The organism is Streptomyces sp. NPDC037273 (genome assembly GCF_055603625.1).
In genome coordinates this window covers 45,117-62,831 of sequence record NZ_JBVJVO010000018.1, presented here as the reverse complement: position 1 = coordinate 62,831, position 17,715 = coordinate 45,117, and the positions used below count along the sequence as shown (strand labels likewise).

General features: G+C 73.4%; 16 protein-coding genes. 15 read left to right on the top strand and 1 reads right to left on the bottom strand.

Annotation, left to right across the window (positions count from 1 at the left end; translation table 11 throughout):
- The first annotated feature begins 156 nt into the window (after positions 1-156).
- The 8 genes from ACZ7G1_RS33770 (at position 157) to ACZ7G1_RS33735 (ending at position 7,647) form a co-directional block, all read left to right on the top strand.
- Positions 157-1,071, top strand: coding sequence for a dihydrodipicolinate synthase family protein (locus ACZ7G1_RS33770; protein ID WP_470881067.1), 915 nt, complete (start codon positions 157-159; stop codon positions 1,069-1,071).
- Between the two features lie 112 nt (positions 1,072-1,183).
- Positions 1,184-2,188 (top strand): proline racemase family protein, encoded by a 1,005-nt coding sequence (locus ACZ7G1_RS33765; protein WP_471204345.1) that lies wholly within the window; start codon positions 1,184-1,186, stop codon positions 2,186-2,188.
- Positions 2,189-2,249: 61 nt separating this feature from the next.
- Positions 2,250-3,041, top strand: coding sequence for a GntR family transcriptional regulator (locus ACZ7G1_RS33760; protein WP_470878462.1), 792 nt, complete (start codon positions 2,250-2,252; stop codon positions 3,039-3,041).
- 139 nt (positions 3,042-3,180) lie between these two features.
- Complete coding sequence (locus ACZ7G1_RS33755) at positions 3,181-4,401, top strand: aminotransferase-like domain-containing protein (RefSeq protein ID WP_470878464.1); 1,221 nt, start codon at positions 3,181-3,183, stop codon at positions 4,399-4,401.
- A 168-nt stretch (positions 4,402-4,569) separates the two neighbouring features.
- Positions 4,570-5,013, top strand: coding sequence for a cell division protein SepF (locus ACZ7G1_RS33750; protein ID WP_470878466.1), 444 nt, complete (start codon positions 4,570-4,572; stop codon positions 5,011-5,013).
- 538 nt (positions 5,014-5,551) lie between these two features.
- A complete protein-coding gene (locus ACZ7G1_RS33745) occupies positions 5,552-6,646 on the top strand; it encodes an AAA family ATPase (protein WP_470878695.1) in 1,095 nt (364 codons plus the stop codon).
- Positions 6,643-7,035, top strand: coding sequence for a nucleotide pyrophosphohydrolase (locus ACZ7G1_RS33740; protein WP_470878468.1), 393 nt, complete (start codon positions 6,643-6,645; stop codon positions 7,033-7,035). The genes ACZ7G1_RS33745 and ACZ7G1_RS33740 overlap by 4 nt, the downstream gene beginning before the upstream one ends.
- A gap of 126 nt (positions 7,036-7,161) precedes the next feature.
- Positions 7,162-7,647 carry a DUF6099 family protein gene (locus tag ACZ7G1_RS33735; protein ID WP_470878470.1) on the top strand — a complete coding sequence of 162 codons (486 nt, stop codon included), beginning with the start codon at positions 7,162-7,164 and terminating at the stop codon, positions 7,645-7,647.
- A gap of 162 nt (positions 7,648-7,809) precedes the next feature.
- Here the strand turns inward: ACZ7G1_RS33735 and ACZ7G1_RS33730 are convergent, their stop codons facing one another.
- Positions 7,810-8,013 carry a hypothetical protein gene (locus tag ACZ7G1_RS33730; protein ID WP_470878472.1) on the bottom strand — a complete coding sequence of 68 codons (204 nt, stop codon included), beginning with the start codon at positions 8,011-8,013 and terminating at the stop codon, positions 7,810-7,812.
- 249 nt (positions 8,014-8,262) lie between these two features.
- On the opposite strand from ACZ7G1_RS33730, the gene ACZ7G1_RS33725 reads away from it, so the two are divergent.
- From ACZ7G1_RS33725 to argF, 7 genes are all read left to right on the top strand, one after another.
- Positions 8,263-9,186 (top strand): LLM class F420-dependent oxidoreductase, encoded by a 924-nt coding sequence (locus ACZ7G1_RS33725; protein ID WP_470878474.1) that lies wholly within the window; start codon positions 8,263-8,265, stop codon positions 9,184-9,186.
- A gap of 16 nt (positions 9,187-9,202) precedes the next feature.
- On the top strand, positions 9,203-10,126 hold the full coding sequence (gene mmuM / locus ACZ7G1_RS33720) for a homocysteine S-methyltransferase (RefSeq protein WP_470878476.1): 924 nt from the start codon (positions 9,203-9,205) through the stop codon (positions 10,124-10,126).
- A gap of 56 nt (positions 10,127-10,182) precedes the next feature.
- On the top strand, positions 10,183-11,709 hold the full coding sequence (locus ACZ7G1_RS33715) for a 3' terminal RNA ribose 2'-O-methyltransferase Hen1 (RefSeq protein WP_470878478.1): 1,527 nt from the start codon (positions 10,183-10,185) through the stop codon (positions 11,707-11,709).
- The gene (locus ACZ7G1_RS33710; RefSeq protein ID WP_470878480.1) at positions 11,706-14,234 is read left to right on the top strand and encodes a polynucleotide kinase-phosphatase; all 2,529 of its coding nucleotides are present in this window, start codon (positions 11,706-11,708) and stop codon (positions 14,232-14,234) included. Before ACZ7G1_RS33715 ends, ACZ7G1_RS33710 begins: the two co-directional genes overlap by 4 nt.
- Positions 14,235-14,393: 159 nt before the next feature.
- Positions 14,394-15,170: a nucleotidyl cyclase domain-containing protein gene (locus ACZ7G1_RS33705; RefSeq protein ID WP_470878482.1), complete on the top strand. Its 777-nt coding sequence runs from the start codon at positions 14,394-14,396 to the stop codon at positions 15,168-15,170.
- A gap of 45 nt (positions 15,171-15,215) precedes the next feature.
- Positions 15,216-16,448, top strand: a complete 1,233-nt coding sequence (locus ACZ7G1_RS33700; protein WP_470878484.1) for an arginine deiminase — start codon at positions 15,216-15,218, stop codon at positions 16,446-16,448.
- Positions 16,449-16,589: 141 nt separating this feature from the next.
- Positions 16,590-17,639: an ornithine carbamoyltransferase gene (gene argF, locus ACZ7G1_RS33695; RefSeq protein ID WP_470878486.1), complete on the top strand. Its 1,050-nt coding sequence runs from the start codon at positions 16,590-16,592 to the stop codon at positions 17,637-17,639.
- The last annotated feature ends 76 nt before the right edge of the window (positions 17,640-17,715 follow it).

Sequence of the window (17,715 nt, the reverse complement as noted above, 5' to 3'; positions counted from 1 at the left end):
GATGATGCGGGTCGGTCGCGGGGGCGGATCCGGCGGGGTGCCGCCGTCGCGACCGACTCCGCGGCTGACTGCGCGTCAGAAGGGAGTGCGTCCGGAAGCCTTGTGGCCATCGCATTCATCAATAAAATGTCACACACCATACAAGGGAGATCATTCATGGCCCACGAGCAAGCCCCCGTGCCCCGCGCCCACCCCTGGCACGGGATCATGATCGCCACCGCTCTCCCGCTGCGCGGCGACGGCTCCGTCGACCACGACGCCTACGCCGAGCACGTGTCCTGGCTGATCGCGAACGGCTGTGACGGTGTCGTGCCGAACGGTTCCCTCGGCGAGTACCAGACCCTCACCGACGCGGAGCGCGCCCAGGTCGTCCGTACCGCCGTCGCGGCGGCCGGTGACGGGGCGCGGGTCATGCCGGGCGTCGCCGCGTACGGCAGTGCCGAGTCGCGGCGCTGGGCCGAGCAGGCCGCCGAGGCGGGTGCCGGATCGGTCCTCCTCCTGCCGCCCAACGCCTACCGCGCCGACGAACCCGCCGTACGCGCCCACTACGCCGAGGTCGCCAAGGCCGGCCTGCCCGTCGTCGCCTACAACAACCCGATCGACACCAAGGTCGACCTGACCCCTGCGCTGCTCGCGAACCTGTACGCCGACGGCAGCATCGTCGCCGTCAAGGAGTTCAGCGGCGACGTCCGCAGGGCGTACGAGATCGCCGAACTCGCCCCCGGGCTCGACCTCCTGATCGGCGCCGACGACGTCCTCCTGGAACTCGCCCTCGCCGGGGCCGTCGGCTGGATCGCCGGCTACCCCAACGCCCTCCCGCGCAGCTGCGCCGCCCTCTACCGGGCCGCCGTCGCCGGAGACCTCGCCACCGCGCTTCCCCTCTACAGGTCCCTGCACCCGCTGCTGCGCTGGGACTCCAAGACCGAGTTCGTCCAGGCCATCAAGCTCTCCATGGACCTCGCGGGACGCCCCGGCGGCGCCACCCGCCCGCCCCGCCACCCGCTCACGCCCGCACAGGAGGCCGTCGTCCGCGCCGCCACGGAGAAGGCGCTCGCCGAGGGTCACGCGTAACGCCTGTCCAGCGTCCACCGTCCCGTCGTCCCGTCGTCCCGTCGTCCCGCCGTCCCGCCTCCACCGTCCCACCGTCCAGCCTCCACTCTCCCTGTCCACCGAGAGGATTCCCGTGCGTACGCGTCATGTCTTCCACGCCGTCGACTCGCACACCGAGGGCATGCCCACCCGTGTGATCACCGGGGGTGTCGGGGTGATCCCCGGGGCCACCATGGCCGAACGCCGGGTGCACTTCATCGAGCACATGGACCACCTGCGGACCCTGCTGATGTACGAGCCGCGGGGGCACGCGGCGATGAGCGGGGCGATCCTGCAGCCGCCCACCCGCCCCGACGCCGACTACGGCGTGCTGTACATCGAGGTCTCGGGACTCCTTCCGATGTGCGGCCACGGCACCATCGGGGTGGCGACGGTACTGGTGGAGACGGGCATGGTCCCGGTCGTCGAGCCCGTCACCACCGTCCGCCTCGACACCCCGGCCGGCCTGGTCAGCGTCGACGTACGCGTCGAGGACGGGGCGGCGAAGGCGGTCACCTTCACCAACGTGCCCGCCTTCAGCGTCGGCCTGGACCTGAAGGCCGAGGTCCCCGGCTACGGCACGGTCACCTACGACCTGGCCTACGGCGGCAACTTCTACGCCTTCGTCGACCTCGACGCCCTGGGCCTGCCCTTCGACCGGGCCCGCAAGGACGACCTGCTCGCCGCGGGCCTGGCCGTCATGGACGCGGTCAACGCCTCACCGGACCGGCCCGTCCACCCCACCCACCCCGAGATCGCCGGCCTCAAACACGTCTACCTGGCCGCCCCCGGCTCCGACGCGACCCGCTCGCGCCACGCGATGGCCATCCACCCCGGCTGGTTCGACCGCTCGCCCTGCGGCACCGGCACCTCCGCCCGCATGGCCCAGCTCCACGCCCGAGGACACCTCCCACTGGAACGCGACTTCGTCAACGAGTCCTTCATCGGCACCGAGTTCACCGGCCGCCTCACCGCCGAGACCGAAGTCGGCGGCCTGCCCGCCGTCATCCCCACCGTCACCGGCCGCGCCTGGATCACCGGCACCGCACAGTACTTCCTGGATCCGGAGGACCCCTTCCCGGCGGGGTTCCTGCTCTGACCGAGGCCGGGGAAACGTGACATTGTACGATGCTCCTCCGTGACTTCTCGGAGGACGCACGATGGGTGACCTGAAACAGTACGGTCTCGTCAGGGCGCAGGAACGGCTCCGCGACCAGGTCGGGCACGCCCTCCGCGCCGCCCTGATCGCCGGCGAACTGCGCCCCGGCCAGGTCTATTCGGCCCCCGGGCTCGCGGCCGACCTCGGCGTCTCCGCGACCCCGGTCCGCGAGGCGATGCTCGACCTCGCCCGGGAGGGCCTGGTCGAGCCCGTGCGCAACAAGGGCTTCCGCATCACCGAGGTCAGCGAGCGGGACCTCGACCAGTACACCGAACTGCGCACCCTCATCGAGGTCCCCACGGTCGGCCGCATCGCGCGGACCGCCGACCGCGACCAGCTGGAGGCGCTGCGGCCGATCGCCGAGGAGATCGTCTCCCGCGCCCGGCAGCACGACCTCATCGGCTACCTGGAAGCGGACCGCCGCTTCCACCTCGCCCTGCTCGCCCTCTCCGGCAACGAGCGCCTCGTGGAGACCGTGGGCGACCTGCGCAAACGCTCCCGCCTCTACGGTCTGACGAGTCTGGACGAGGCGGGCCGGCTCGTCTCCTCCGCCGAGGAACACCTCGAACTCCTCGACCTGATGATCGCCGGCGACGTCCCCGGCACCGAAGCCTGCATGCACCGCCACCTCGGCCACGTCCGCTCGCAGTGGGCCGACGCCCGCGACGAACAGGCAGGTGCCGCCCACGACGAACAGGCAGGTGCCGCCCACGACGAACAGGCAGGTGCCGCCCACGACGAAAAGCCCGGTGCCGCCCGCGACGACGCGGCCGGGCGGAGGGCGGCCGGCTAGCGCGCCGAAGGCACCGGGATTGGCCTGAACCTGACGACCGGCCCGGCGTCACCTCGGCGCCGACTCGACGCCAACTCGGCTTCGTACAAGCCGAATCGAGACATCTGGACAGCGGAGCCCGCATCTATATGCTGTGGCCATGTATTCCGCTGCCCCGATACCCGCGGACGCCACCGGTGCCGCCGTGCCCCCTCCCGCGGTCGCGGGCCGACTGGCCGGGGTCGCGTCCTCGCCGGTACGCGAGATCCTGGCGCTCACCGCGCGGCCCGAGGTCATCTCCTTCGCCGGCGGCCTGCCCGCCCCCGAACTCTTCGACGTCGAGGGGATCAGGGCGGCGTACGACAGGGTCCTGACGGAGAACCCGGAGTACGCCCTCCAGTACTCGACGACCGAGGGCGACCCCGAACTGCGCACCGCCGTCGCCGCCCGGCTCACCGCCCGCGAACTGGCCACGGACGCCGACGACCTGATCGTCACCACCGGCTCGCAGCAGGCCCTCACGCTCCTCACCACGGCGCTCGTCGAACCCGGCGCCGTCGTGCTCGTCGAGGACCCCTGCTACCTCGCGGCCCTGCAGACCTTCGCCTTCGCCGGCGCCCGGGTCGTCCCCGTACCCACCGACGACCAGGGCGTCCTGCCCGCCGCGCTCGACGAGATCGCGGCCCGCGAGAAGCCCACGCTCCTCTACCTCGTCCCCAACTTCCAGAACCCCACCGGCCGCACCCTGCCCGCCGAGCGACGCACCGCCGTCGCCGAGGCGGCGGCACGGCACGGCTTCTGGATCGTCGAGGACGACCCGTACGGCGAACTGCGCTACGACGGCGAACGCGTCCCCGGCATCGCCGCCGTCCCCGCCGCCGCCGACCGCACCGTCCTCCTCGGCTCCTTCTCCAAGGTCATGGCCCCCGGCCTCCGGCTCGGCTTCCTCCGCGCCCCCGCCGGACTGCGCCGCGCCTGCGTCATCGCCAAGCAGGCCGCCGACCTCCACACCTCGACCGTCGACCAGGCCGCCGTCGCCCGCTACCTCCGCGACAGCGACCTCGACGCGCACGTCGACGTCATGCGCGCCGCCTACCGCGAGCGCCGCGACGCCATGCTCGAAGGCCTCCCCGCCGCGCTGCCCGAGGGCGCCCGCTGGAACCGTCCCGAAGGCGGCATGTTCGTCTGGGTGAACCTGCCCGAGGGGTACGACGCCACCGCCCTCCTGAAGACCGCGATCGGCCACGAGGTGGCGTACGTGCCGGGCGCCCCCTTCTTCAGCGGCGAACCCGACCCGGGCGCGCTGCGGCTGACGTTCACGACCCACTCGGCGGACGAGATCAGGGACGGCCTCCACCGACTGGCCAAGAGCTTCGCCTGACCGCCGGATCCGGCCGTCGAGGCCCCGGGCCGCCCCCCCGGGGCGCTCCCGTTCCGCCCCCGTACGGCGTGGGCCGACCGGGTGACTTCCGGTCCACGCAGGCCACGGCCCGGTCACGACCTCGTGTCGTTGTTGGGCCGAACGGGTGAGGGGCGGGAGGATGGGGCCATGAGTAGGTACGAGAGGTACGACGTCACCGACGAGCAGTGGGAGGGCCTGGCGCAGGTCGTGCCCCTGCGCGGACGTGACGAATGGCCGTCCAGGGTCGATCACCACACGATCCCCGAGCAGTACGAGTCCGCCGAGCAGCGCCGCATGGTGGTGCTCCGGGTGCAGGTCTTCGCCGACGCCCGCGAGGTCGCCGAGTACCTCATCGCCCAGATCCCGGTGCTCCTCGATCTCACGAGCGCCGACACCGAGGTCGCGAAGCGCATCCTCGACTTCAGCAGCGGTGTCGTCTTCGGCCTCGGCAGCGGCATGCACCGCGTCGACCGGAACGTTTTCCTTCTCGCCCCGGCAGGCACGGAGGTCGAGGGCGCGGAAGGCGACGACGAGGACGAAGGCGCGGGCGACATGGTGGGCGGCCGCACCGCCGGCGTCCCCCGATCGTAGGAAGGTCATCTCGCCGTAACGGTTCGTCAGGCGACGTCCTGCGTACGGTCCGGGCATGGACCTCACCGACGGCCCCACCTTCGCCCCCACGTCACACGCCCACCCCTCCGCCGTCACCCCCACCGACCCCCCTCCCCCCACCCGCACTCCGGGGGCGCACACCCCTGACCCACGCGCTCCCGGGAGCCCCGCTCCCGAGCAGCGGGCCGCTGGGGGGCGCGCTGCCGAGCCGCGTGCGGCTGGGGGCAGTGCTGCCGAGCCGCGCGCTGCCGGGGCTCGCGCTCCTGAGCCGCGGGCTACTGGGGCTCGCGCTCCTGAGCCGCGGCCTGCTGGGGCTCGCGCCCCTGAGCAGCGGGCTGCCGGGGGCCGTGCTCCCGGGCCCCGGGCCTCGGGAGGCCGTACCGCGGGACCGCGTGTCTCGGTCCCCGAGGCGAGGGGGCCGTCGGGCGGGGCGGCCGGGGCCCGGGGCCAGGCCGGGGCCGGGGCCGGGGGAGGGGACGGGGCCGGGCGGCCCGCCGCCCGGCCCGCCGTCACCGAGCTGAGGCTCTCGGCGTTCGCGGGTCACCGCCGGGCCGTCCACGCGCTCGGTCCCGTCACCCTCTTCGCGGGGCCCAGCGGCAGTGGGAAGTCCACCCTCCTGCGGGCGTACGAGGCACTGGCCAGGCTCGGGGCGGGCGACACCCTCGACGAGGTGTTCCCGGACGCCGCCGACTGCGTGCCCGAGCGGGCCAGGCCCGACGCCCAGGGCAGGAGGGGCTTCCGGATCGGGTGCACGGTCGACGGACCGGCCGGGCCCGTCCACCTGGACCTCGCCGTCCAGGCCGAACCCCGGCTGCGGATCGTCGGCGAACGCCTCACCGGCCAGGGCCGCACCCTCCTCGCCACCGCCCTGCGCGACCCGGGCCGCAGCACCGTCCACGCCGAATGGCACACGGCGGGCGCCACCCCCGTCACCCGCGCCCCGCTGCCCGACGACCTCCTCGGCACGGCCCTGCTGCCGCTGCGCGTGGCGGGCAAGACCGCCGGGCAGCTGGACGTCCTGGCCGCCGCCGAGCAGGTCGTCATCGGTCTGAGGTCCGCCTTCGCCTGCGACCCACGGCCCGAGCGGATGCGGGCACCCGTGCCCCCGGGCGAGGGCCGGCTCCGGCGCGGCTGCGGCAACCTCGCCGAGGTCCTGCACCGCACCCACACCGACTGCCCGCGCCGCCACCTCCGCCTCGCCGCCGTCGCGGGAGCGGGCTGCTCGGGGCCCGTCACCGGCCTCGGCGTCCAGGAGCTCCCGGAGGGCACGGTACGGGCGTTCCTCGAACGCGGCGGCCGGCCCCCGACCCCGCTCGGCCGGCTCGGCGAGGGCGAACTGCGCTATCTGGCCCTCGCCCTCACCCTGCTCACCGGGCCGGGAGTGCTCGCCATGGACCGGCTCGCCGAGGTACCGGAGGCCATGCAGAGCCTCACCCTGCTCGCCGACGGCATCGACCGCGGCCTCGACGCCCGCCAGCTGGACGAGCTGCTCCGGCTCGCCGTCGGCATCGCCGCCGACGGACACATCCGCGTCGCCGGCTCGGTCGGGGAGCGGGCCGCGGGGGAGGCCCGGCGGACGCCCGGGGTGACAGTGGTAGACCTGACCGGATGACGAACGATCCTGACGTGGCGGCACTCCAGCACCGGCTCGCCGCATTCGCGGCCGCCCGCGACTGGCAGCCGTACCACACGCCCAAGAACCTGGCGGCCGCCCTCAGCGTGGAGGCGGCCGAACTCCTGGAGATCTTCCAGTGGTTGACGCCCGAGCAGGCCGAGCGGGTGATGGACGAGCCCGATTCCGCGCACCGCGTCGCCGACGAGGTCGCGGACGTGCTCGCCTACCTCCTCCAGTTCTGCGAGGTGCTCGGCGTCGACCCCCTCGCCGCCCTCGCCGCCAAGATCGACCGCAACGAGGTGCGCTTCCCGATCCGGCGCCGCGGCGGCGCCAAGGACGGGGATACGGAGGGTGATACGGACACGGATCGTCACTCTTCGGAGTGATCGAGTTTTCCCCGTCGAGCTTCCTGTCCACAGATTTCCGAATTCCTCTGGTGCGGGGGCTCAGGCGGCCTCACTCTGGGTAGTGGAATGAGTGGGCAGTAAGTCGTACGAACGGGGGCTGCGTTGATGGACGCGGAGCGACTGATCACACTCGGCCGGCGCGCGCTGGCGGAGAGCGGGACGGCACAGCACATCGTGGCGGAGGCCTGGCAGGCCCAGGCCCTCGCCCAGGCCATAGGGAGTCATCTGGCGCTCTGCGGCCCACAGGAACTGCGCGGCGACGCGCGGGGACTGAGCGAGATCGGGGAGTACCCGGTATGGGGCGCCGGCGGGCCGCGGGCGGCCCAGCTGACCGAAGTCGGCGATCCGCGCGGGGCGTTGACCGCGCTGGGGGCGCTGCTCGGCGAAGTGGGCATCGCGCTCGTCGGCGTCGCCTGCGCCACCGACGAGGAGGGGCTCTACTGGCAGTGCATCGAGGCCATCGACGCCGCCGACGAGTCGAGCGACCGGGTGCGCGGGATGCTCCGGCGCCTCGCCGTACGGGACGGGGAGCGGGCCCGCCCGCCCGACCCCGCCCGCGGTCGCGCGGGCCCCGGGCGGGGCCCGACATGAACGGCACCCGGCGCACGTCCGGGAGCGCGGCGGGCGGTCAGAGCTGAGCTACAGCTACAGCAAGAGCGGGGCCCAGAGCTGGAGCTGGAGGCAGGGCCAAAGCCAGAGCCAGAGCCACAGCCAGGGCCAGGTCCAGGTCCAGGTCCAGGGCCAGAGCCAGGGCTAGAGCTCAGGCTCGGCTTCGTGCCGGTCGGCCGAGGACTGGAGGTCCGCGTCCAGCTGGGAGAGATCGGCGGAGAGGGCCGCCATCAGCTCCTCCATCTGCTGGAGCAGGCCCTTCGGGGCGCCGGCGGTCTGCTGCTCGGGCACGGACTGCGATACCGGCTGCTCGGGTACGGCCCGCTCCGGCGCGGCTTCCTGGGACATGGCGGCCTCCTCGACCGGGACCCCACCGCCGAGGACGGGGCCACGAGAGAGAGCGACGCACCGGCAGCGGCCGCCGGCACGAGGGCCGGGCGGTCCGGCTCCGCCCGAGCCAACGACGAGCGCCCGGCCACGGTCACTGGGCAGGGCCGACGGCGCCCGCCTGGGGGCCGGATATTCACCCGACCGTGCCGGTGCGTACGGCGGGCTGACGGACAGGTTGACACGCACCGGACGGTGCAGGATGGAGGTATGGATCTTCGCATCTTCACGGAACCCCAGCAGGGCGCCGACTACGACACGCTCCTCCGGGTGGCCCGGGCCACCGAGGACCTCGGCTTCGACGCCTTCTTCCGCTCCGACCACTACCTCAGCATGGGGTCGGGCGACGGCCTGCCCGGTCCTACGGACGCCTGGATCACCCTGGTCGGCCTGGCCCGGGAGACGAAGCGGATCCGGCTCGGCACCCTGATGACGGCCGGCACCTTCCGGCTCCCCGGCGTCCTCGCCATCCAGGTCGCCCAGGTCGACCGGATGTCCGGCGGAAGGATCGAACTGGGCCTCGGCGCGGGCTGGTTCGAGGAGGAGCACACGGCGTACGGGATCCCGTTCCCGAAGGAGAAGTTCGGCCGTCTCGAAGAGCAGCTGGCGATCGTCACCGGGCTGTGGGCGACCGAGGTCGGGAAGACCTTCAGCCACGAGGGGGAGTTCTACCGGCTCGTCGACTCTCCGGCGCTGCCCAAGCCTGCGCAGCACCGGATTCCGGTGCTGATCGGCGGGCACGGGGCCAGCCGCACGCCGCGGCTCGCCGCGCGGTACGCGGACGAGTTCAACATCCCGTTCGCCTCGCTTGAGGAGAGCGAGTTGCAGTTCGGCCGGGTCAGGGCCGCCGCGGAGGCGGCCGGGCGGGCGGCGGACGACCTGGTGTACTCCAACGCGCTGGTCGTCTGCGTCGGCAAGGACGATGCCGAGGTGGCCCGGCGCGCCGCGGCCATCGGGCGGGACGTCGACGAGCTCAGGGCGAACGGCCTCGCGGGCTCGCCCGCCGAGGTCGTCGACAAGCTCGGGCGGTACGCGGCGATCGGCTCCTCCCGGGTCTACCTCCAGGTCCTCGACCTGGACGACCTGGACCACCTGGAGCTGATCTCCGCGCAGGTCCAGACCCAGCTGGCCTGAGGAGGCGGGCGATCCCATGAAGCCGGTCCGCACGCTCGCCGAGGCACTCGGCACGGGAGTGGTCGTCCTCGACGGCGGCCTCTCCAACCAACTGGAGGCGCAGGGCTGCGACCTCTCGGACGCGCTCTGGTCCGCGCGGCTCCTCGCCGACGGGCCCGAGCAGATCGAGGCGGCCCACGCGGCCTACGTACGGGCGGGCGCCCGGGTGCTCATCACCTCCAGCTACCAGGCCACCTTCGAGGGCTTCGCCCGTCGGGGCGTGGACCGCGGCGCGGCGGCCGGCCTGATGGCCCGCAGCGTCGAGCTCGCCCGGGCGGCGGCGGAGCGGGTCGGGGACGAGGTCTGGGTCGCCGCGTCCGTCGGGCCCTACGGCGCGATGCTCGCGGACGGAAGCGAGTACCGGGGACGGTACGGGCTGTCCGTGCGGGAGCTGGAGGCCTTCCACCGGCCGCGGATCGAGGCGCTCGCCGCGGCCGGCCCGGACGTCCTCGCTTTGGAGACCGTCCCCGACACGGACGAAGCCGAGGCGCTGCTCCGGGCGGCCGAGGGGAGCGGGCTGCCCGTGTGGCTCTCGTACACGGTCGAGCGCGGCCGGACCCGGGCCGGGCAGGACCTGGCGGAGGCCTTCGCGGTCGCCGCGGGCAGCGACCGGGTCGTCGCCGTCGGGGTCAACTGCTGCGACCCGGCCGATGTGGCGGACGCCGTGGAGCTCGCCGTGGCCGTGACCGGGAAGCCCGCCGTGGTCTACCCGAACAGCGGCGAGCTCTGGGACGCCCACGCGCGCGGCTGGCGCGGCGACCTCGCCTTCGACCCGGCCGCCGCACGGCCCTGGGCCGAGGCCGGCGCCCGGCTGCTCGGCGGCTGCTGCCGGGTCGGCCCGGCCACGATCGCGGCGCTCGCGGCGCACCTGTCCGGGGACGACGGGGGCGGGACGGGCTGAAGGGGGGTGCGGAAAATGCCTGGTCGGCGCGGGGGCGGGCGAACATACTCGGAAGTGTGTTCCTGACGATCAGTACGACCGGCAACCCGGAGCGACCCGCGACCGATCTCGGCTTTCTGCTGCACAAGCATCCCGAGCGGGCGCAGGCGTTCTCGACCTCGCACGGCACCGCGCACGTCCTCTACCCCGAGGCGAGCCCCGAGCGGTGCACGGCAGCACTCCTCCTGGAGGTGGACCCCGTGGCGCTGGTGCGCCGCGGCAAGGGCAAGGGCCGGGGCGGCGCCCCGGACGCCGCGCTCGCCCAGTACGTGAACGACCGGCCCTACGCGGCGTCCTCCCTGCTGGCCGTCGCGCTCGCCAAGGTCTTCAAGACGGCGCTGCACGGCGTCTGCACGGCGATGCCCGAGCGGGCCGCCGAGCCGCTGCCGCTGCGCATCGAGGTGCCCGCGCTCCCCGCGCGGGGCGGTGCCGGTCTCGTCCGGGCGCTGTTCGAGCCGCTGGGCTGGACGACGGTGGAGGCCGAGCCGGTCGCCCTGGACACGGAGTTCCCCGAGTGGGGCGACTCCCGGTACGTGCGGCTCGTCCTGGAGGGCGAGCTGCGGCTCGCGGACGCCCTCAACCACCTGTACGTGCTGCTGCCCGTCCTGGACGACGCCAAGCACTACTGGGTCGCGCCCGACGAGGTCGACAAGCTGCTGCGCGCCGGTGACGGCTGGCTGGCCGGACACCCCGAGCGCCGGCTGATCACCGCCCGCTACCTCTCCCGCCGCTGGGGCCTGGCCCGCGAGGCGACGGAGCGGCTCGAACTGGTCCGGCTCGCCGAGGCCGAGGGCATCGACGTCGAGGACGTCGACAACGCCGTCGACGAGACCACCGACACGGAGGAGCGGCCCGTGCCGCTCGCCGAGCGGCGCCGCGAGGCGATCCTCGCCGCGCTCGACGCCGCCGGAGCGGCCCGCGTGCTCGATCTCGGCTGCGGACAGGGCCAGTTGGTGCAGGCCCTGCTCAAGGACGTCCGCTACACCGAGATCGTCGGTGTCGACGTGTCCGTCCGGGCGCTGACCGTCGCCGCGCGCCGGCTGCGGCTCGACCGGATGGGGGAGCGGCAGGCCGCCCGGGTCACGCTGCTCCAGGGCTCGCTCGCGTACACCGACAAGCGGCTGACCGGCTACGACGCGGCCGTGCTCAGCGAGGTGATCGAGCACCTCGATCTGCCGAGGCTGCCGGCCCTTGAGTACGCGGTGTTCGGCTCGGCACGGCCGCGCACGGTCCTGGTGACCACGCCGAACGTCGAGTACAACGTCCGCTGGGAATCCCTCCCGGCCGGGCACGTCCGGCACGGCGACCACCGCTTCGAATGGACCCGCGCGGAGTTCCGCGCCTGGGCGGCCACGGTCGCCGGACGGTACGGGTACGAGGTGACCTTCACCCCCGTCGGCCCCGACGACCCCGAGGTCGGCCCGCCCACCCAGATGGCCGTCTTCACCCGCACCGACGAACCCGCGCCCGACCGCACCCCGCCCGGCCGCACCCGGGCCCACGACACCACGGCCGACGAGACCTTGAAGGAGGTCACCGCATGACGCGCGCGCTGCCCGTCACCGATCTGTCCCTCGTCGTGCTGGTCGGCGCGACGGGGTCCGGCAAGTCCACCTTCGCCCGGCGGCACTTCAAGGCGACCGAGGTCGTGTCCTCTGACTTCTGCCGGGGGCTCGTCGCCGACGACGAGAACGACCAGTCGGCGAGCAAGGACGCCTTCGACGTCCTCCACTACATCGTGGGCAAGCGGCTGGCCGCCGGGCGGCTCGCCGTCGTCGACGCGACCAACGTGCAGCAGGAGGCCCGGCGTCAGCTGGTCCAGCTGGCCAGGTCCCACGACGTGCTGCCGATCGCGATCGTCCTCGACCTGCCCGAGGAGGTGTGCCGGGAGCGGAACGCCGCACGGCCCGACCGCGCCGACATGCCCGCGCACGTCATCCAGCGGCACCGCCGCGAACTGCGCCGCTCGCTGCGCGGTCTGGAGCGCGAGGGCTTCCGCAAGGTGCACGTCCTGCGGTCCGTCGAGGAGGTCGAGACGGCCGAGGTCGTCCTGGAGCGCCGGTTCAACGACCTGCGCCACCTCACCGGACCCTTCGACATCATCGGGGACATCCACGGCTGCCGCTCCGAGCTGGACACCCTGCTCGCGAAGCTCGGCTACGCCGACGGCCGGCACCCCGAGGGACGCACGGCGGTCTTCGTCGGCGACCTCGTCGACCGGGGACCCGACTCGCCGGGCGTCCTGCGCCGGGTCATGGGCATGGTCGCCGCCGGGGACGCCCTGTGCGTGCCCGGGAACCACGAGAACAAGCTGGGCCGCTGGCTCAAGGGCCGGAAGGTCCAGGAGACGCACGGCCTCGCCGAGACGATCGAGCAGCTGGGGCGGGAGAGCGAGGAGTTCCGGGCCGAGGTCGCCGAGTTCATCGACGGACTCGTCAGCCACTACGTCCTGGACGGCGGGAACCTCGTCGTCTGCCACGCCGGCCTGCCGGAGAAGTACCACGGCCGCACCTCGGGCCGGGTCCGTTCGCACGCGCTGTACGGCGACACCACCGGCGAGACCGACGAGTTCGGGCTGCCGGTGCGCTACCCGTGGGCCGAGGAGTACCGGGGCCGCGCCGCCGTCGTGTACGGACACACGCCCGTGCCGAACACCTCCTGGGTCAACAACACCATCTGCCTCGACACCGGAGCCGTCTTCGGCGGGAAGATGACCGCGCTGCGCTGGCCGGAGCGCGAGCTCGTCGACGTACCGGCCGAGCGGGTCTGGTACGAGCCGGCCCGGCCGCTCGCCACCGACGCGCCCGGCGGCCACCAGGGACGCCCCCTGGACCTGGCCGACGTGCACGGACGCCGCATCGTGGAGACGCGCCACCTCGGCAACGTCGCCGTGCGGGAGGAGAACGCGGCGGCGGCCCTGGAGGTCATGAGCCGCTTCGCGGTCGACCCCCGGCTGCTCGCCTACCTGCCGCCGACGATGGCGCCCACCGCCACCTCGCGCACCGAGGGATACCTGGAGCACCCGGCCGAGGCCTTCGCCCAGTACCGGGCGGACGGCGTCGAGCGGGTCGTGTGCGAGGAGAAGCACATGGGCTCCCGCGCCGTGGCCCTGGTCTGCCGCGACGAGGAGACGGCCGGCGAGCGCTTCGGCGTCACCGGGGTCACCGGCGCGCTGCACACCCGCACCGGACGGCCCTTCTTCGACGACGAGAGCGTCACCGAGGAGGTGCTCGGCCGGCTGCGGACCGCGATCGGCGCCGCCGGGCTCTGGGAGGAGCTCGACACGGACTGGCTGCTGCTCGACGGCGAACTGATGCCGTGGTCGCTGAAGTCGGCCGGCCTGCTGCGCGCGCAGTACGCGGCGGTCGGCGCGGCCTCCGGCGCCGTCCTCCCCGGGGCCGTCGGAGCCCTGGAGCGGGCGGTGGGGCGCGGCGTCGAGGGGCTCGACGGGCTGCTCGCCCGGCAGCGGGAACGGGTCGTGGACGCCGAGGCGTTCACGGAGGCGTACCGCAGGTACTGCTGGCCGACCGAGGGGCTCGAAGGCGTACGGTTCGCGCCCTTCCAGCTGCTCGCGGCGCGCGGTCGCTCGCTCGCGGCCGTGCCGCACGACGAGCAGCTGGCCTGGCTCGACCGGCTCGTCGAGCACGATCCGACCGGGCTGCTCCAGGTGACCCGCCGGCTCGTCGTCGACACCGGCGACGAGGCCTCGGTCAGGGCCGGCACCGACTGGTGGCTGGACATGACCGCCGCCGGCGGCGAGGGCATGGTCGTGAAGCCGCTCGCGGCGCTCGTCCGCGACGCCAAGGGCCGGCTCGGCCAGCCCGGCGTCAAGGTCCGCGGCCGCGAGTACCTGCGGATCATCTACGGCCCCGAGTACACCCGGCCGGAGAACCTGGAGCGGCTGCGGCAGCGGTTCCTCGGCCACAAGCGGTCGCTGGCGCTGCGCGAGTACGCCCTCGGTCTCGAGGCGCTCGACCGCCTCGCCGACGGCGAGCCGCTCTGGCGGGTCCACGAGGCCGTCTTCGCGGTCCTCGCCCTGGAATCGGAGCCGGTCGACCCGAGGCTCTGACCCGGTCGGCCCCGGACGGGGCGCAGGGGTGCCGGTCACGGCGCTCCCCTGCGCCCCTCGTGCTCGTTGCCGCGTCTCCGCCGCAGCCTCTAGCGTTCTTCACCCCGTGGCGTGACAGAGCGTCAACTCCGGGTCTGGGGAGGTCGTGTGGGGCGAGGGGTGAGCGGGGTCGTGGGCGGTGTCCACCGGTTCGTCGTCTTCGGCGACATCGTGGGCGCCGGGTCCATGAGCGCGGCGGAGAAGGGGCTGCACCGCGCCGCGCTGTACGCCGCCTTCGACGAGGCGTACAGCTCCGTCGGCGTCGAGCCCGGCACCTTCCACCAGGAGGACCGGGACGACGGCGTCCTCGCCGCCCCGCGCCCCGACGTGCCGCCGGTCCTCATGGTCGGGCGGTGGATCGACACCCTCTACGAGAGCCTGCGCGCGCTCAACACGGGCCGGAGCCGGCGCCTGCGGCTGCGGATCGGCATGAACGCGGGGCCCGTGGTCCAGGACCGGCACCGGCTCGCCGGCCGTGCGGTGGACCTCGCCACCCGGCTCTGCGCCGACCCGCAGGCCACGCGGCTCATGGCCGAGGCCCCCGACGTCGACCTCCTCGTCGTCGCCTCCGACTGGCTGTACGAGAACGTCGTCGCCTTCGGCGGCCGCTACGTCGAGCCGCACCACTACCGGCGGGTCCGCGTCCGCGCCCAGGAACCCGACGTCACCGGCCCGGCCGACGTCACCGGCCCGGCCGACGGCACCGGCCCCGCCGACGGCACCGGCCCGGCGGACAGCACCGGCCCGGCCGGCCGGGCGTCCGCGGCCGACGAGGCCGCCTGGTTCCACGTACCGCGCAGGACCGCACCGCCGCTGGTCGATGCGTGGGGCGGGCGCGCCGGGGGTTCACCGACCGGCGTTGGGCCGTCGCGGGGGGACGGCCCAACGCCCGCCTGATCCGAAAGGCAGGCCGTGACCGCCCGGCTCCGTCAGGATGGGCGCATGGGATTCCATGTCGACTCCGAGACCGGGCGGCTGCGCCGCGTCATCCTCCACCGGCCCGATCTGGAACTGAAGCGGCTGACCCCGTCGAACAAGGACGCCCTCCTCTTCGACGACGTGCTCTGGGTGCGGCGGGCGCGGCAGGAGCACGACGGTTTCGCGGACGTGCTGCGCGACCGGGGCGTGGTCGTGCACCTCTTCGGGGAGCTCCTGAGCGAGGCCCTGGAGGTGCCGGAGGCCCGCGCGCTGGTGCTCGACCGGGTCTTCGACGAGAAGGAGTACGGGCCGCTGGCCGCCGATCACCTGAGGGCGGCCTTCGACTCGCTGGACGCCGTCGCGCTCGGCGAGGCCCTCGTCGGGGGGATGACGAAGCGGGAGTTCCTGGCGGCGCACCGGGAGCCGACCTCGGTCCGCTTCCATGCCCTCGACCTGGACGACTTCGTCCTCGGCCCGCTGCCGAACCACCTCTTCACCCGGGACACCTCGGCCTGGATCTACGACGGCGTGTCCATCAACGCGATGCGGTGGCCGGCCCGGCAGCGCGAGACGGTGCACTTCGAGGCGATCTACAAGCACCATCCGCTGTTCACGGGCGAGGAGGCGGGGTCGTTCCACCACTGGTCGGAGGGTCAGTCCGACTATCCGTCGACGATCGAGGGCGGCGACGTCCTCGTCATCGGCAACGGTGCCGTCCTCATCGGGATGAGCGAGCGGACCACGCCGCAGGCGGTGGAGATGCTGGCCAGGGGCATGTTCGCGGCCGGTTCGGCACGGACGATCGTCGCGCTCGACATGCCGAAGCGGCGGGCGTTCATGCATCTGGACACGGTGATGACGATGGTCGACCAGGACACGTTCACCCAGTACGCGGGGCTCGGCATGCTGCGCTCGTACACGATCGAGCCCGGCGACGCGGGGCAGTCCCTGCGGGTGACGGACCATCCGCCGGAGCAGATGCACAGCGCCATCGCGGCGGCCCTGGGCCTCCAGGACATCCGGGTCCTCACCGCGACCCAGGACGTGCACGCGGCGGAGCGCGAGCAGTGGGACGACGGGTGCAACGTGCTCGCGGTCGAGCCGGGAGTGGTCGTGGCGTACGAGCGGAACGTCACGACCAACACGCATCTGCGCAAGCAGGGCATCGAGGTGATCGAGATCCCCGGCAGCGAGCTGGGCCGCGGGCGCGGCGGCCCGCGCTGTATGAGCTGCCCGGTGGAGAGGGACGCGGCCTGAGGCGTTCGGAGCGGGGGCCGTGGGGGCCCGCGGGGGGCCAAGGGAGGGGCCTGTATATAAATGCCTAAGGTCGTATAGACTTCCAAGTCTCCGACCGTCGTCCCCCGTCGTCCCCGACCCGTACCCCCAGGAGCGCGTCCCATGGCCACAGACCTCATCGGCCGCCACTTCCTTAAGGAGCTGGACTTCACCGCCGAGGAGTTCCGCGCCCTGATCGCGCTCTCCGCCGAGCTCAAGGCCGCCAAGAAGGCCGGCACCGAGGTGCAGCGGCTGCGCGGCAGGAACATCGCGCTGATCTTCGAGAAGACCTCCACCCGCACCCGCTGCGCCTTCGAGGTGGCCGCCGCCGACCAGGGCGCCTCCACCACGTACCTGGACCCCTCCGGCTCCCAGATCGGCCACAAGGAGTCGGTCAGGGACACGGCCCGGGTGCTCGGCCGGATGTTCGACGGCATCGAGTACCGGGGCGACAGCCAGGCAGCGGTCGAGGAGCTCGCGGCCTACGCGGGCGTCCCCGTCTTCAACGGGCTCACCGACGACTGGCACCCCACCCAGATGCTCGCCGACGTGCTCACCATGACCGAGCACACGGACAAGCCGCTGGACGGGATCGCCTTCGCCTACCTCGGCGACGCCCGCTTCAACATGGGCAATTCCTACCTGGTCACCGGCGCCCTGCTCGGCATGGACGTACGGATCGTGGCCCCGAAGGCCTACTGGCCGGCCGAGGAGATCGTCACCGCCGCCCGCGAGCTCGCCGAGGCCAGTGGCGCCACGATCACCCTGACCGAGGACGTGACGGAGGGCGTGCGCGGCGCGGACTTCATCGCCACCGACGTCTGGGTCTCCATGGGTGAGCCCAAGGAGGTCTGGGACGAGCGGATCGCCGCCCTCTCCCCGTACGCCGTGACCATGGACGTGCTGCGCGCCACCGGGAACCCGGACGTCAAGTTCCTGCACTGCCTGCCGGCCTTCCACGACCTGGGCACGGCCGTCGGCCGGGACATCCACGCCCGGCACGGCCTGACCGAGCTCGAGGTCTCCGACGAGGTCTTCGAGTCGGCGCACTCGGTCGTCTTCGACGAGGCCGAGAACCGGATGCACACGATCAAGGCCGTCCTCGTCGCGACGATGGCGGGACCGGCGGGAACGGTGGGCCAGGCCGGCTCGGCGGTCTCGGCGGGAGAATAGCTTTACGCCCGATTGGGTGAATATGCGTTGTGCGGTTTACGATCGCACGATTCAGGGGGGTCCGGGCGCACATGCT

Coding starts and splice junctions, on each gene's coding strand:
- mmuM (WP_470878476.1), top strand. CDS start 9,203: ATGAAGCCGGTCCGCACGCTCGCCGAGGCACTCGGCACGGGAGTGGTC.
- ACZ7G1_RS33700 (WP_470878484.1), top strand. CDS start 15,216: ATGGGATTCCATGTCGACTCCGAGACCGGGCGGCTGCGCCGCGTCATC.
- ACZ7G1_RS33760 (WP_470878462.1), top strand. CDS start 2,250: ATGGGTGACCTGAAACAGTACGGTCTCGTCAGGGCGCAGGAACGGCTC.
- ACZ7G1_RS33755 (WP_470878464.1), top strand. CDS start 3,181: ATGTATTCCGCTGCCCCGATACCCGCGGACGCCACCGGTGCCGCCGTG.
- ACZ7G1_RS33730 (WP_470878472.1), bottom strand. CDS start 8,013: ATGTCCCAGGAAGCCGCGCCGGAGCGGGCCGTACCCGAGCAGCCGGTA.
- ACZ7G1_RS33725 (WP_470878474.1), top strand. CDS start 8,263: ATGGATCTTCGCATCTTCACGGAACCCCAGCAGGGCGCCGACTACGAC.
- ACZ7G1_RS33740 (WP_470878468.1), top strand. CDS start 6,643: ATGACGAACGATCCTGACGTGGCGGCACTCCAGCACCGGCTCGCCGCA.
- ACZ7G1_RS33735 (WP_470878470.1), top strand. CDS start 7,162: ATGGACGCGGAGCGACTGATCACACTCGGCCGGCGCGCGCTGGCGGAG.
- argF (WP_470878486.1), top strand. CDS start 16,590: ATGGCCACAGACCTCATCGGCCGCCACTTCCTTAAGGAGCTGGACTTC.
- ACZ7G1_RS33710 (WP_470878480.1), top strand. CDS start 11,706: ATGACGCGCGCGCTGCCCGTCACCGATCTGTCCCTCGTCGTGCTGGTC.
- ACZ7G1_RS33770 (WP_470881067.1), top strand. CDS start 157: ATGGCCCACGAGCAAGCCCCCGTGCCCCGCGCCCACCCCTGGCACGGG.
- ACZ7G1_RS33750 (WP_470878466.1), top strand. CDS start 4,570: ATGAGTAGGTACGAGAGGTACGACGTCACCGACGAGCAGTGGGAGGGC.